General features: G+C 62.3%; 12 protein-coding genes. 9 read left to right on the top strand and 3 right to left on the bottom strand.

Features of this window, described 5'->3' with window-relative positions; all coding sequences use genetic code 11:
* The first annotated feature begins 5 nt into the window (after nt 1-5).
* On the top strand, nt 6-920 hold the full coding sequence (locus QN222_RS22110; RefSeq protein ID WP_283961768.1) for a GNAT family N-acetyltransferase: 915 nt from the start codon (nt 6-8) through the stop codon (nt 918-920).
* A gap of 95 nt (nt 921-1,015) precedes the next feature.
* Here QN222_RS22110 and fsa read toward each other — a convergent pair whose 3' ends face one another.
* Complete coding sequence (gene fsa / locus QN222_RS22105; protein WP_280660950.1) at nt 1,016-1,669, bottom strand: fructose-6-phosphate aldolase; 654 nt, start codon at nt 1,667-1,669, stop codon at nt 1,016-1,018.
* A 180-nt stretch (nt 1,670-1,849) separates the two neighbouring features.
* Between fsa and QN222_RS22100 the strand changes: the two genes are divergently transcribed.
* From QN222_RS22100 to QN222_RS22070, 7 genes are all read left to right on the top strand, one after another.
* On the top strand, nt 1,850-4,054 hold the full coding sequence (locus tag QN222_RS22100; protein WP_283961769.1) for a primosomal protein N': 2,205 nt from the start codon (nt 1,850-1,852) through the stop codon (nt 4,052-4,054).
* A gap of 243 nt (nt 4,055-4,297) precedes the next feature.
* Entirely contained in the window at nt 4,298-4,684 is a 387-nt protein-coding gene (locus QN222_RS22095) for a DUF4345 domain-containing protein (protein ID WP_283961770.1), read from the top strand.
* Nucleotides 4,685-4,934: 250 nt separating this feature from the next.
* Nucleotides 4,935-5,501, top strand: a complete 567-nt coding sequence (locus tag QN222_RS22090; protein WP_283961771.1) for a F0F1 ATP synthase subunit delta — start codon at nt 4,935-4,937, stop codon at nt 5,499-5,501.
* Complete coding sequence (gene atpA, locus QN222_RS22085; RefSeq protein ID WP_283961772.1) at nt 5,501-7,030, top strand: F0F1 ATP synthase subunit alpha; 1,530 nt, start codon at nt 5,501-5,503, stop codon at nt 7,028-7,030. The genes QN222_RS22090 and atpA overlap by 1 nt, the downstream gene beginning before the upstream one ends.
* Nucleotides 7,031-7,057: 27 nt before the next feature.
* The gene (locus QN222_RS22080; RefSeq protein ID WP_283961773.1) at nt 7,058-7,939 is read left to right on the top strand and encodes a F0F1 ATP synthase subunit gamma; all 882 of its coding nucleotides are present in this window, start codon (nt 7,058-7,060) and stop codon (nt 7,937-7,939) included.
* Between the two features lie 23 nt (nt 7,940-7,962).
* Nucleotides 7,963-9,477 carry a F0F1 ATP synthase subunit beta gene (gene atpD, locus QN222_RS22075; RefSeq protein ID WP_283961774.1) on the top strand — a complete coding sequence of 505 codons (1,515 nt, stop codon included), beginning with the start codon at nt 7,963-7,965 and terminating at the stop codon, nt 9,475-9,477.
* Nucleotides 9,478-9,599: 122 nt separating this feature from the next.
* A complete protein-coding gene (locus tag QN222_RS22070; protein WP_283961775.1) occupies nt 9,600-10,004 on the top strand; it encodes a F0F1 ATP synthase subunit epsilon in 405 nt (134 codons plus the stop codon).
* Between the two features lie 503 nt (nt 10,005-10,507).
* On the opposite strand, the gene QN222_RS22065 is transcribed toward QN222_RS22070, so the two are convergent.
* Nucleotides 10,508-11,611: a saccharopine dehydrogenase family protein gene (locus QN222_RS22065; protein WP_283961776.1), complete on the bottom strand. Its 1,104-nt coding sequence runs from the start codon at nt 11,609-11,611 to the stop codon at nt 10,508-10,510.
* A 123-nt stretch (nt 11,612-11,734) separates the two neighbouring features.
* Here QN222_RS22065 and QN222_RS22060 point away from each other — a divergent pair, with 123 nt between their 5' ends.
* Nucleotides 11,735-12,166, top strand: a complete 432-nt coding sequence (locus tag QN222_RS22060; protein ID WP_180939289.1) for an Lrp/AsnC family transcriptional regulator — start codon at nt 11,735-11,737, stop codon at nt 12,164-12,166.
* A 12-nt stretch (nt 12,167-12,178) separates the two neighbouring features.
* Here the strand turns inward: QN222_RS22060 and QN222_RS22055 are convergent, their stop codons facing one another.
* Complete coding sequence (locus QN222_RS22055; RefSeq protein ID WP_283961777.1) at nt 12,179-13,066, bottom strand: DUF6030 family protein; 888 nt, start codon at nt 13,064-13,066, stop codon at nt 12,179-12,181.
* Nucleotides 13,067-13,171 lie beyond the last annotated feature (105 nt).

The raw sequence follows: 13,171 nt of genomic DNA, 5'->3' as shown, positions 1-13,171 counted from the left end.
GGACTATGGCGAGAAGGGACATGGGGGGCGGATTCGCGCATTTTGCTGAGGCCATTGCCTTGGTTTCTCAGGGACAGCCCGGCCATATCGTCGATACCCTGATCGCCGAACGCGGCCGGAAGATCGTTCGCCACCCGTTGTGGCCGGCCATGCGGCCCTTTCTCTACACCCTGCTCAACTATCGCAAGGCGATCGAATTCGCCGATGCCGTCGCCAACATGCCGGGCTTTCAGGCGTTCGAGCACCTGAGCTCGCTGCTTTCGCTCGACATTCGCGTCGACAAGGCAGAGCGGATTCCGGCAAGGGGCGGCTTTCTCCTTGTCAGCAATCATCCGACCGGCATTGCCGATGGCATAGCGGTCTTCGATCTTTTGAAGTCCCGCCGGCCGGACATGATGTTCTTCGCCAATCGCGACGCGATCAGGGTCAATCCGCGCTTCGTCGAGATGGTCATTCCGGTCGAATGGCGCGAAGAGTACAAGAGCAAGCTCAAGGCTCGCGAAACGCTGCAGGTCACCAATCGCGCTATCGAAGAGGGCAAGGCAACCGTGCTTTTCCCTTCGGGCCGCATCGCCTATTGGGGCGACGGGTGCCTTAACGAGCGCCCATGGAAGAGTTCCGCCGTCGGTTTTGCGCGCAAATATGGCCTACCGATCCTGCCGGTGCATATGAGCGCGCGCAATTCCGGTCTCTTCTACTGGTTCGCCAAATGGTCGACGGAACTGCGCGACATGACGGTGTTCCATGAACTCCTGAACAAGAAGGGCGACCTCTTCGATTTTCGCGTCGGCAATCTGATCGCGCCCGAAGCGCTGGACGGCGATCCGGCAGACGTCACGCGTGCCCTGGAAAGACATACGGTTTTCGAACTCGCGGCCGACAGCGATTCGGTATTCGATCCGTCGGTCAGGCAGATCTGAGCAGATCTGAACGGCACACGCACCGCGACCCGAATGCACGAAGGCCCCGCATCGCTGCGAGGCCTTTCAAATTCTGCGCGCTGGAGCGCGACCGATCACCCGATCTTCTGGCCGGTCTTTGCCCAGTCGGCCAGGAACATTTCGAGGCCCTTGTCCGTCAGCGGGTGCTTGACGAGCGCCTTCAGCGTCGCCGGCGGCGCGGTGACGACGTCGGCGCCGATGAGGGCGGCTTCCTTGACGTGGTTGACCGTGCGCACCGAGGCGGCGAGGATTTCCGTCTCGTAGCCGTAGTTGTCGAAGATGTGGCGGATTTCACGGATGAGATCCATGCCGTCGAAGGCGATGTCGTCGAGGCGGCCGATGAAGGGTGAGACGAAGGTCGCGCCGGCCTTGGCGGCAAGCAGGGCCTGGTTGGCCGAGAAGCAAAGCGTCACGTTCGTCTGGTGGCCGTCCGAGGTCAGCGCCTTGCAGGCCTTGAGGCCGTCAAGCGTCAGCGGCACCTTGATGCAGATGTTGTCGGCGATCTTCGAAAGCGCCGCCGCCTCCTTCATCATCTCGCTGTATTCGGTTGCCGTCACTTCGGCAGATACCGGCCCCTCGACGATCGAGCAGATTTCCTTGGTGACTTCGACGATGTCGCGGCCCGACTTCAGGATGAGCGAGGGGTTTGTGGTGACGCCGTCGAGCAGGCCGAGGTCGTTCAGTTCCCGGATTTCCTTCACATCGGCGGTATCAACGAAAAATTTCATGGAGGTCTCTCCTTGGGGCATGATTGCCGTTCGGGCGCATATCTGCCGGGCGGAAAATCCGCGGACAGAAACCGCGCGCGTTGAAACTCTGATGGAACCGTGACAAACCCTGCTATCCACAAGGCAGCGGTTCGCTGCGCAGTTTTCTTTAACTGAAAGCGGTGGCAAGGTCACGGCAAAATGACTCTTGATTCAACCGATTTATTCGGGGCCGTATCCGACCGCCGCATCGTGCCCGTCCTGGTGCCGATGCCGGCGCCGAAGGCCTATTCCTATGTAGTGCCGGATGGCATGGCGGTCGAGCCGGGATCGATCGTGCAGGTGCCGCTAGGCCCTCGTCTTGTCGTGGGCGTGGTCTGGGACGGCGCCGATGATGGTACGGTCGATCCGAAGAAACTGAAGCAGATCGAGAAGGTCTTCGACTGCCCGCCGCTCACGGGCGACATGCGGGCCTTTCTCGATTGGGTGGCGGCCTATACGGTGACGCCGCCGGGGCTCGTCGCGCGCATGGCGTTGCGGGCGCCGACGGCCTTTGACCCGGAACCGATGGTGGAAGCATTGCGCCTGACGGATCAGCGGCCGGAGCGCATGACATCGGCGCGTGAAAGGGTTATCGCGGCGGCAAGCGACGGTTTTTCCTGGACGCGCTCCGGACTCGCGCATGCGGCAGGCGCTTCTTCGAGTGTCATCGACGGCCTTACCGCGCAGGGCGTGTTCGAGACCGTCTTCATGCCGCCGCCGCCCGTTGTTGCCCCGCCCGATCCCGATTTCGCCGCTCCCCGGCTGGAGGGCGCGCAGAAGGATGCCGCAGCCGATCTGCTGGCGGCGGTGGAAGAGGGAAGATTCTCCGTTTCCCTCATCGACGGCATTACCGGCTCCGGCAAGACAGAGGTCTATTTCGAGGCGATCGCCGCAACCCTGCGGGCCGGCAAGCAAGTGCTGATCCTGTTGCCGGAAATTGCGCTTACCGCAAGCTTCCTCGAACGGTTCCAGGATCGCTTCGGTGCAAAGCCGGCGGAATGGCATTCCGATCTCGCGCCGCGAACGCGCGAGAAAGTGTGGCGGCAGGTGACGACCGGCACGGTTCGCGTCGTCGCCGGCGCCCGTTCAGCGCTGTTCCTGCCCTTCGAGGATCTTGGTCTGATCATCGTCGACGAGGAGCACGACCCTGCCTACAAGCAGGAAGATCGCGTCTTCTACAACGCCCGCGATATGGCGGTCGTGCGCGGCAGGATCGGTGGCTTTCCGGTCGTCTTGGTATCGGCAACGCCCTCCGTCGAAAGCCGGGTGAACGGCGACGTAGGCCGTTATCGGCCGATCCACCTGCCGACGCGCTTTGGTGATGCGGCGCTTCCGCATCTCGGCGTCGTCGACATGCGCCGCCATCCGCCCGAGCGCGGCGGCTTTATCTCGCCGGTGCTCCTCAACCAGGTCGGCAAGGCGATCGGCCGTGGCGAACAGGCGCTGCTGTTTTTGAACCGGCGCGGCTATGCGCCCTTGACGCTCTGCCGCGTCTGCGGCCATCGCTTCCAATGCCCGGACTGCTCGAGCTGGCTCGTCGAACACCGCTTCCGCGGCCAGATCCAGTGCCATCATTGCGGCTATTCCGAGCGGACGCCGGAAGCCTGCCCCGAATGCGGCACACTCGATCATCTGGTCGCCTGCGGCCCAGGGGTCGAGCGCATCGCCGAGGAGGTCGAACGGCATTTCCCCGAAGCGCGCACGATCGTGCTCTCTTCCGATCTGATGGGCGTCAAACGTCTGCGACTGGAACTCGAGGCGATCGCACGCGGCGAGGCGGATATCGTCATCGGCACGCAGCTCGTCGCCAAGGGCCACAACTTCCCGATGATGACGCTGGTCGGCATCGTCGACGCCGATCTCGGCCTCGCCAACGGCGATCCGCGCGCGGCGGAGCGAACGTTTCAACTTCTTTCGCAGGTGACGGGGCGCGCCGGGCGGACGGGGCTGAAGAGCCTTGGCCTGCTGCAGACCTATCAGCCGCAGCATCCGGTGATGCAGGCGATCGTCTCGGGCGATTCGGACGCCTTCTACGAGCGTGAGATCAACGAGCGGGAACGCGCCGCGCTGCCGCCCTTCGGCCGGCTGGCCTCGATCATCGTCTCCGCCGACAGCCGTAATGACGCGGAAAGTCATGCGCGCAGTCTGCGTATGGCTGCCCCGCGCGTCGACGGCATCTCGATCCTCGGTCCAGCCGAGGCGCCACTCGCGCTCATCCGCGGGCGCCACCGCTTCCGTCTGCTCGTCCATGGGCGACGCAACAGCGACATGCAGGCCTTCGTCAAGGCGATGATTGCTGGCGGGCCCAAGGAGAGGGGGTCGATCAGCGTGCAACTCGACATCGATCCGCAGAGTTTTCTCTAGATCACGATGATCTTGGGTCGATTCGACCCAAAATCATAAACGCGATCGATTCTAATAAATTAGAAGCGGGACGCGGGCGGAAAACTGCACACACTTTCCTCATCCCGCTCTAATCGATGGTTTGAACGCGACGGAGCGGATTCACATTGGCGCCGACATGCGCTAGACCTCCCCCGGTGCCGCGTCTGCGAGGAATCGCTCGGGCGCGACGCCAACGACGATGATTCCATCAGCGGGGACGGCATGGAGTTCTACATTCCGACGGAAACCGGGGAGTTCCTGGCATTTTGCGCGGCGACCGCCGCAACGCTTATCGGCCTTGTCATGCTCTTTGCGCCGCGTCTTGCCTTTCGCGCGGCCGGCATCGGCGTCGCCGAGGGGCGCCGCGGCGGGCTTGCTGAAGCCCGCTCCACCATGGGCGGCATGCATGTCGGTCTCGGGCTCGGCGCCATCCTGCTCGGCCAGCCGATGGTCTATCTCGCTGTCGGCGCGGCCTTCGCGCTCGCGGCCTTCGGTCGCATCCTGTCGATGATGAGCGACAATGGCGGGACACTTTTCAACTGGATCGCCCTTGCTGTTCAGGCGGTGCTGGCGATCCTCCCGCTTGCGTATGTTTTCGGGCTGATCTGACGAACGTAAGCAGGATTTCAGCGTTTCATTCGGGGATTTACGGCAAAATTCGGCCGATGTGGGTCGACTTATGCCGCATTCCTGCCGTTGGCGTGTTGCGAGTCCAAACATCCTATGCTAGACGAACCGCGAATTGCGGGGGAAGTGGGTCGAGAGGCCTCGATATCCTGCGAGTTATTGCAGCAAATTCAAGGTGTTAAGTCAACGGTTCGCCGCAGCTGACGTTCTTGGATGATTTAGAGAGAAGCGTGTGCCCGTGGCAGACACATCCCAGCTTATTTCCGGTGTTGCAGAAAGATATGCGTCCTCGCTCTTCGAACTCGCTCTTGAGGCCGGTTCGCTCGATGCGGTCGGCGCCGACCTTAATCGCGTCCAGGCGCTGATCGACGGCAGCGATGACCTGAAGCGGCTGATCGTAAGCCCGGTCTTTTCTGCCGAGGACCAGTTCAAGGCCATTTCCGCGGTCGCCGAAAAGGCTGGTATCTCCGGGCTGGTCGGCAACTTCCTCAAGGTCGTTGCCCGCAACCGCCGCCTCTTCGCGCTGCCGGGCATCATCCAGGCGTTCCGCCTGATTGCCGCGCGCCATCGCGGCGAAATTTCCGCCGACGTCACGTCGGCCCATGCGCTGACCCCGGCGCAGGAAACTGAATTGAAGGCGACGCTCAAGGGCGTCACCGGCAAAGACGTGGCGGTCAACGTCACTGTCGACCCGTCTATTCTTGGAGGTCTGATCGTCAAGGTCGGGTCCCGCCAGATTGACACCTCCCTTCGCACCAAACTCTCTACCCTTAAGCTTGCACTGAAAGAGGTCGGCTGATGGATATCCGCGCCGCGGAAATTTCCGCAATTCTCAAAGATCAGATCAAAAATTTCGGCCAGGAAGCAGAAGTCTCCGAAGTTGGCCAGGTGCTTTCCGTCGGTGACGGTATCGCCCGCGTCTACGGCCTGGACAACGTACAGGCAGGCGAGATGGTCGAATTCCCCGGCGGAATTCGCGGCATGGCGCTGAACCTCGAAGCCGACAACGTCGGTGTGGTTATTTTCGGTTCCGACCGTGACATCAAGGAAGGCGACACCGTCAAGCGGACTGGCGCCATCGTGGACGTCCCGGTTGGTCCGGAACTGCTCGGCCGCGTCGTCGACGCGCTCGGCAACCCGATCGACGGCAAGGGCCCGATCAATGCCAAGCAGCGCGCCCGCGTTGACGTCAAGGCTCCCGGCATCATTCCGCGCAAGTCGGTTCATGAGCCGATGTCGACCGGCCTCAAGGCGATCGACGCCCTCATCCCGGTCGGCCGCGGCCAGCGCGAGCTCGTCATCGGCGACCGCCAGACCGGCAAGACCGCGATCATCCTCGACACCTTCCTGAACCAGAAGCCGATCCACGATAACGGCCCGGAGCAGGACAAGCTCTACTGCGTCTATGTCGCCATCGGCCAGAAGCGCTCGACGGTTGCCCAATTCGTGAAGGTTCTCGAAGAGCGCGGCGCGCTGCAGTACTCGATCATCATTGCCGCGACCGCTTCGGATCCGGCCCCGATGCAGTACCTCGCTCCGTTCGCCGGCTGCGCGATGGGCGAATACTTCCGCGACAACGGCAAGCATGCGCTGATCGGCTATGACGACCTTTCCAAGCAGGCCGTCGCATACCGTCAGATGTCGCTGCTCCTGCGCCGTCCGCCGGGCCGCGAAGCCTATCCGGGCGACGTTTTCTACCTGCATTCCCGCCTGCTTGAGCGCGCTGCAAAGCTCAACGACGACAAGGGTGCCGGCTCGCTGACGGCTCTGCCGGTCATCGAGACGCAGGGCAACGACGTTTCCGCGTTCATTCCGACCAACGTGATCTCGATCACCGACGGCCAGATCTTCCTTGAAACCGACCTGTTCTACCAGGGCATCCGTCCGGCCGTTAACGTCGGTCTGTCGGTTTCGCGCGTCGGCTCTTCGGCGCAGATCAAGGCGATGAAGCAGGTCGCAGGCTCGATCAAGGGTGAACTCGCGCAGTACCGCGAAATGGCGGCCTTCGCACAGTTCGGTTCGGATCTCGATGCCGCAACGCAACGCCTCTTGAACCGCGGTGCCCGCCTGACCGAACTCCTGAAGCAGCCGCAGTTCTCGCCGCTGAAGACGGAAGAGCAGGTCGCGGTGATCTTCGCAGGCGTCAACGGCTACCTTGACAAGCTGCCGGTCAACCAGGTCGGCAAGTTCGAGCAGGGCCTGCTCTCCTACCTGCGTTCGGAAGGCAAGGACGTGCTGGAAACGATCCGCACGGAAAAGGCGATTTCCGACGACACCAAGGGCAAGCTGAAGGCTGCAATCGACACCTTCGCCAAGTCTTTCGCCTGAGCGGGTTTCATTTAGGACGGACAACGGATGCCTTCACTTAAGGATCTGAAAAACCGGATCGCCTCCGTCAAGGCGACGCAGAAGATCACCAAGGCGATGAAGATGGTCGCCGCGGCGAAGCTTCGGCGTGCGCAGGAGGCGGCCGAGGCCGCCCGGCCTTACTCGCAGCGCATGGCTGCCGTTCTCGCCAACATCGCCCAGGCGGTCGGCGCGGACGAAAGCGTACCGCAGCTGATGACCGGAACCGGCAGGGACGACACACATCTCCTGATCGTCTGCACGGCGGAACGCGGCCTCTGCGGCGGCTTCAACTCGCAGATCGCGCGCTTTGCCCGCGATCATGTGCGCAAGCTGCTCGCTGCCGGCAAGACCGTGAAGATCATCTGCGTCGGCAAGAAGGGTTTCGATATCCTGCGGCGTGAATTCGCGTCGCTGATCATCGAACGTATCGACCTGCGTGAAGTCAAGAAGATCGGCTTCGAAAACGCCGATCAGATCGGCCACAAGGTCATCGCGCTCTTCGAGAAGGGCGAGTTCGATGTCTGCACGCTGTTCTACTCCGAGTTCAAGTCCGTCATTTCCCAGGTTCCGACCGCGCAGCAGCTCATCCCGGCCTCGGCTGGCGATGTTTCCACCGAGAGCTCGGACGCTTCGGCGATCTACGAATACGAGCCGGACGCAGCCGCCATCCTGACCGATCTCATCCCGCGCAACATCTCGGTGCAGATCTTCCGGGCCCTGCTCGAGAACGTCGCTGGCGAAATGGGCGCCAAGATGAGCGCCATGGACAATGCGACGCGCAACGCCGGTGAGATGATCAACAAGCTGACGCTTAACTACAACCGTCAGCGGCAGGCGCAGATCACCAAGGAACTCATTGAAATCATCTCTGGCGCGGAAGCGCTCTAAGGTTACGAAAGAGGGTAAGAATTATGGCTAAGGCAGCTACCCCCAAAGAAACCGCAGCGGCGAAGAAGCCCGCTGCTCCGAAGAAGGCAGCTTCCGCCAAGACAGCCGTTGCTGCGACCGGCGCTGTCGGTCGCGTCACGCAGGTTATCGGCGCCGTTGTCGACGTCGCTTTCGAGGAGGGTCAACTCCCGCAGATCCTGAACGCGCTGGAAACCGACAACAAGGGCAACCGCCTCGTTCTCGAAGTCGCGCAGCATCTCGGCGAAAACTCCGTCCGCACGATCGCCATGGACTCGACCGAAGGCGTGGTTCGCGGCCAGTCGGTCACCGACACGGGCGGCCCGATCTCGGTTCCGGTCGGCAAGGAAACCCTCGGCCGCATCATGAACGTCATCGGCGAGCCGGTCGATGAAGCCGGTCCACTGAAGACCTCCGCACGCCGCGCGATCCACCAGGACGCGCCGGCCTATGTCGAGCAGTCGACCGAAGCGCAGATCCTCGTCACCGGCATCAAGGTCGTCGACCTGCTCGCTCCCTATGCGAAGGGCGGCAAGATCGGCCTCTTCGGCGGTGCAGGCGTCGGCAAGACCGTTCTGATCATGGAGCTGATCAACAACGTCGCCAAGGCGCACGGTGGTTACTCGGTCTTTGCAGGCGTCGGTGAACGCACCCGCGAAGGCAACGACCTCTATCACGAAATGATCGAGTCGGGCGTGAACAAGCACGGCGGCGGCGAAGGCTCCAAGGCCGCTCTCGTTTACGGCCAGATGAACGAACCGCCGGGCGCCCGCGCTCGCGTCGCGCTCACCGGCCTGACGGTCGCCGAACAGTTCCGTGACGAAGGCCAGGACGTTCTCTTCTTCGTCGACAACATCTTCCGCTTCACCCAGGCGGGTTCGGAAGTGTCGGCTCTGCTCGGCCGTATTCCTTCAGCCGTGGGTTATCAGCCGACGCTCGCGACCGACATGGGCCAGATGCAGGAGCGCATCACCACGACGACCAAGGGTTCGATCACTTCGGTTCAGGCCATCTACGTTCCGGCCGACGACTTGACCGACCCGGCGCCGGCAACCTCGTTCGCTCACCTCGATGCAACGACCGTTCTGTCGCGCTCGATCGCGGAAAAGGGCATCTACCCGGCCGTGGACCCGCTCGACTCGACCTCGCGCATGCTCGACCCGATGATCGTCGGCGAAGAGCACTACGAAGTGTCGCGCAAGGTGCAGTCGACGCTGCAGCGCTACAAGGCGCTCCAAGACATCATCGCCATCCTCGGCATGGACGAGCTTTCCGAAGAGGACAAGCTGGCGGTTGCCCGCGCCCGCAAGATCGAGCGCTTCCTGTCGCAGCCGTTCTTCGTCGCCGAAGTATTCACCGGTTCGCCGGGCAAGCTGGTTGCGCTCGAAGACACGATCAAGGGCTTCAAGGGCCTCGTCAACGGCGAATACGACCACCTGCCGGAAGCTGCCTTCTACATGGTCGGCTCGATCGACGAAGCGATCGAGAAGGCTAAGAAGCTGGCTGCCGAAGCCGCTTAATCAGCATCGTGAACCGTGGCGCGAACATTTCACGCCACGGTTTTCATTCTGCCGCCACGAGCGGCAGAGAACATGCCACAGCCGCTGCCAACGGATGGCGCGCGCACCAGAAGTGAATGGTCATGGCCGACAGTTTCAATTTTGAGCTTGTTTCCCCCGAGCGCCTGCTGCTTTCGGAAAAAGTGACGGAAGTCGTCATTCCGGCAACCGAGGGCGAGATGACCGTGATGGCCTATCACGCGCCGACGATGACGACCGTCAAGCCGGGCGTGGTTACCGTGAAAACGGCTGACGGCAAGACCGAGCGTTTCGCAGTATTCGGTGGTTTCGCCGATATCCTGCCGACCGGCTGCACGCTGCTTGCCGAGTCCGCCGTCCACGTCGATGAACTCGACCGCACGGTTCTGGAAAACCGCATCGACGCCGTTCGCGCCGAACTGGAGGGCGCAGGCGACGAGAAGAAGACTCGTCTCGAGCAATTCATCGCCGAACTGACGAAGCTCGGGGAGATCGTCATTCCCGCCTGAAGGGGGCATCCCGATAAGGGATAATGCCTATCGAACCCCGCCTCGAGCGGGGTTTTTCATGTCCGGCGCCATCGCGTTCCGTTCGTGGTGGGTAATGTCGACAACCGGTCAAGCGAACGTCGCCGCGCACAGCGTTCACAATGCCCCTCACCCTAGCCCTCTCCCGGCAGGCGGGGCGAGGGGACGAGCACCGCCGCAATCGTATTCTTCCTGGGAGAGGGAACTGAAGCGGTGCCTCGAGTCTCCTTCGCCCCGCTTGCGGGGAGAAGGTGGCCGGCAGGCCGGATGAGGGGGATGCGAGACGGGATGACCCTTGAACGCAAAAATGCCCGGACCTCGCCCGGGCATTTATCGTGTTTCATTTCGCCGACGCGCTGGAACGCCCCCTCTACGGCGCCGCGCGCCTATGAGACGCGCAAAGGACGCTGTAGCGCTTTGAACTGCTGCATGTCTTTATCCTTAAATCGGCTACGATTAAGGAAACATGCAGCAGGAGCAGCGCTTCAGCTCGCCGCGCGTTCCCTCTCGTGCTTCTGCGCGTAGTAATAACCGAAGCGGTTGGCGAGGAAGGTGTCGAGCGCGATGTCTTCCTGGCGGACGAAGCCCTTCGTCGCGATCTTGCCTTCGGCGAGCAGGTCGAGGACGGCGCAGATACTGCCCGCCGTGGTGATCTGGATGCCGCTCTGCATGCGTCCGGCGACAACACCGCTATAGACCTTGTTGGCGTAGGTTTCCTGAACCAGGCGGCCTTCGCGGAAGCCGGAGACGGTGACGAAGATGACGACGACGTCCTGCGTGGTGGTCGGCAGGGCGTTCTCCAGAATATCCTTCAGCACCTCGCGGCGATGGCGCAGGCCAAGGTCGTTCAGGAGCGCCTTGAAGATGGCGGCGTGGCCCGGATAGCGGATCGTCTTGTAGTTCAGCGTGCGGACCTTGCCCTTCAAGGTTTCGCAAAGCGTACCGAGGCCGCCGGAGGTGTTGAAGGCCTCGTAGGTGACGCCGTCGAGCGAGAATTCCTCGCGCTCTTCCATCGCCGGAACTTCGATCAGGGAACCCTCGACGATCGCTTCGCAGGGCTCGATATATTCGTTGATGACGCCGTCCGTGCTCCAGGTCAGGTTATAGTTGAGGGCGTTGGACGGATATTGCGGCAGGGCGCCGACGCGCATGCGCACGCTCTCCAGCGTGTCGAAGCGCTTCGCCAGATCGTTAGCGACGATCGAGATGAAGCCCGGCGCAAGGCCGCATTGCGGAATGAAGGCGGTCTTCGCTTCTGCCGCGATCGCCTTGACCTGGCGGGTCGATTCGACGTCCTCGGTCAGGTCGAGATAGTGGATCCCGGCGTCGGCGGCAGCTTCGGCAATGGCGACCGTCAGGTGGAACGGTGCCGCACTCAACACGGCGAACTTGCCGGTCAGCAGGCCGACGAGGGCCTTCTTGTCGGAGATGTCGATGGTCGCGGTCGAAATGGCATCGTGCTTTTCGACCTGTTGCAGTTGCTCGGCGCTGCGGTCGGCAACACAGACGCGATAGTCGCCGGTATGCGCCAGCATGCGTGCGATGGTGGAGCCGATCTTGCCGGCGCCGATGACGACGATGTCTTTCATTCTTTTCCCCAGGGTATGAGCTGCTTCGTATTCTATTCTCTCGCGATGGCCTGTTGATTTGAAGCGTCGATGCGGCTAAATCGCCGGTCAATATTCGGCAATTCGCCAAAATGGACCGACGATATGCAGGTAACTGACAAGGACCGTGAGCTTCTCGCCATCCTGAGCGAGAATGCGCGGATGCCGACGGCGACGATCGCACGCCGGCTCGGCCTTTCGCGCACGACGGTGCAGGCGCGAATCGAACGACTGGAGCGCGAGGGCGTCATTGCCGGCTATGGCGTGCGGCTTTCGGAAAGCTACGAGAAGGGCCTGGTGAAGGCGCATGTGCTGATCACCATCGCGCCACGGGCGCTGAGCCGTGTTACGCCCGAGCTCGGTGCGATCCGGGAGATCCGGACGCTTCATTCCGTCAGCGGCAGTTTCGATCTCATCGCGGTCGTGGCGGCGGCCTCGATCAGCGAGCTCGACCTGTTGATCGATCGCATCGGCGAAATCGACGGCGTCGAAAAGACGCTGTCCTCGATCATTCTCTCGACCCGCATCGACCGCTGAGCGGCTCTGGTTTCAGCGGTCTGATTGCTTATTCGTTGATGGAGAGGCGCTGCTTTCCTCAGGCATGGCCTCCGGCGCGTTCCAGGCCGCCGGGCCGCGCACGAAGGAGACAGCCGAGCCGTCGCCGGGAGTGAGCCACTTGCCGCGATCGAAAAAGAGCTCGGCGATAGTCTTCGGCCGTGTGCGTGCCGCCTGGTTGGCGAGGAAATTGTAGCGGGGAACGTCGCCCGATTCCTGCTTGAACTGGATCCGGCTGCCGAAGCGCTTGAGGTCGAATTCCTTGAGCGCCTGGATTCGCAAGGCGATGCTTGCGCTATCCGCCCAGCGCACCTGCGTCAGGAAGACCGAGGCGGCTTTGGCCGCGGCGCTGGTGACGGCCTGTGTGTCCTCGGGCCGTTCGATGTTGAGCTTTACGCGGAACGAGGTGATTTCGTCTTCGCCGTTGCCTTTGACGAAAATGAAGACCGAGGAGGGGTTGTCTTCGCCAGGCCGGGCAAGCGGGATGAGCGAGGAGCATTCCCACCGGCCGCTCTCGGCGGACTTCCACTCAAGTTCACGAAAGCCCGCGTCGCGCAAGCCTTCGCAAAGCGCGCGCGGGTCGCTGCGGATGTCGCGCAGAAACTGCTGCTCGGGCGTGTGCAGGTCTTCAAAGGTTCGGGCCGGCAGCAGCATCCGGGGCGGTTCCGATTTCTTGCGGACCTCACGCGCCGGCTCCGCTTGATTAGCCTCCTGCTTCGCCTCCTCCAGCATCGTCGTTGGCAGACCGGCGGCCGTGAGGAGTTGTTTCAGGTTGCGCTGTTCGTTGGCAAGAAGAACGGTCGCGAGGATCGCCGTGAAAACGAGCGCCACGGCAAGGAAGAAAAAGGCGATGCCGGAACGGCCTTTCTGGTTCTTCTCCATCGGGCCTCAGCGCCCCGTCTCGAAAAGTGCGCCAGCCACGCAAAATGTCTCGCGCGCTACGAAGATTGCGCATGGCGCAGCCAGAGCGCCGCGCTGCAGGGGCCC

The sequence above is a fragment of the Sinorhizobium sp. 6-70 genome (genome assembly GCF_030124375.1).
Taxonomy (GTDB): domain Bacteria; phylum Pseudomonadota; class Alphaproteobacteria; order Rhizobiales; family Rhizobiaceae; genus Sinorhizobium.
This window is presented reverse-complemented; position numbering and strand designations above follow the sequence as displayed.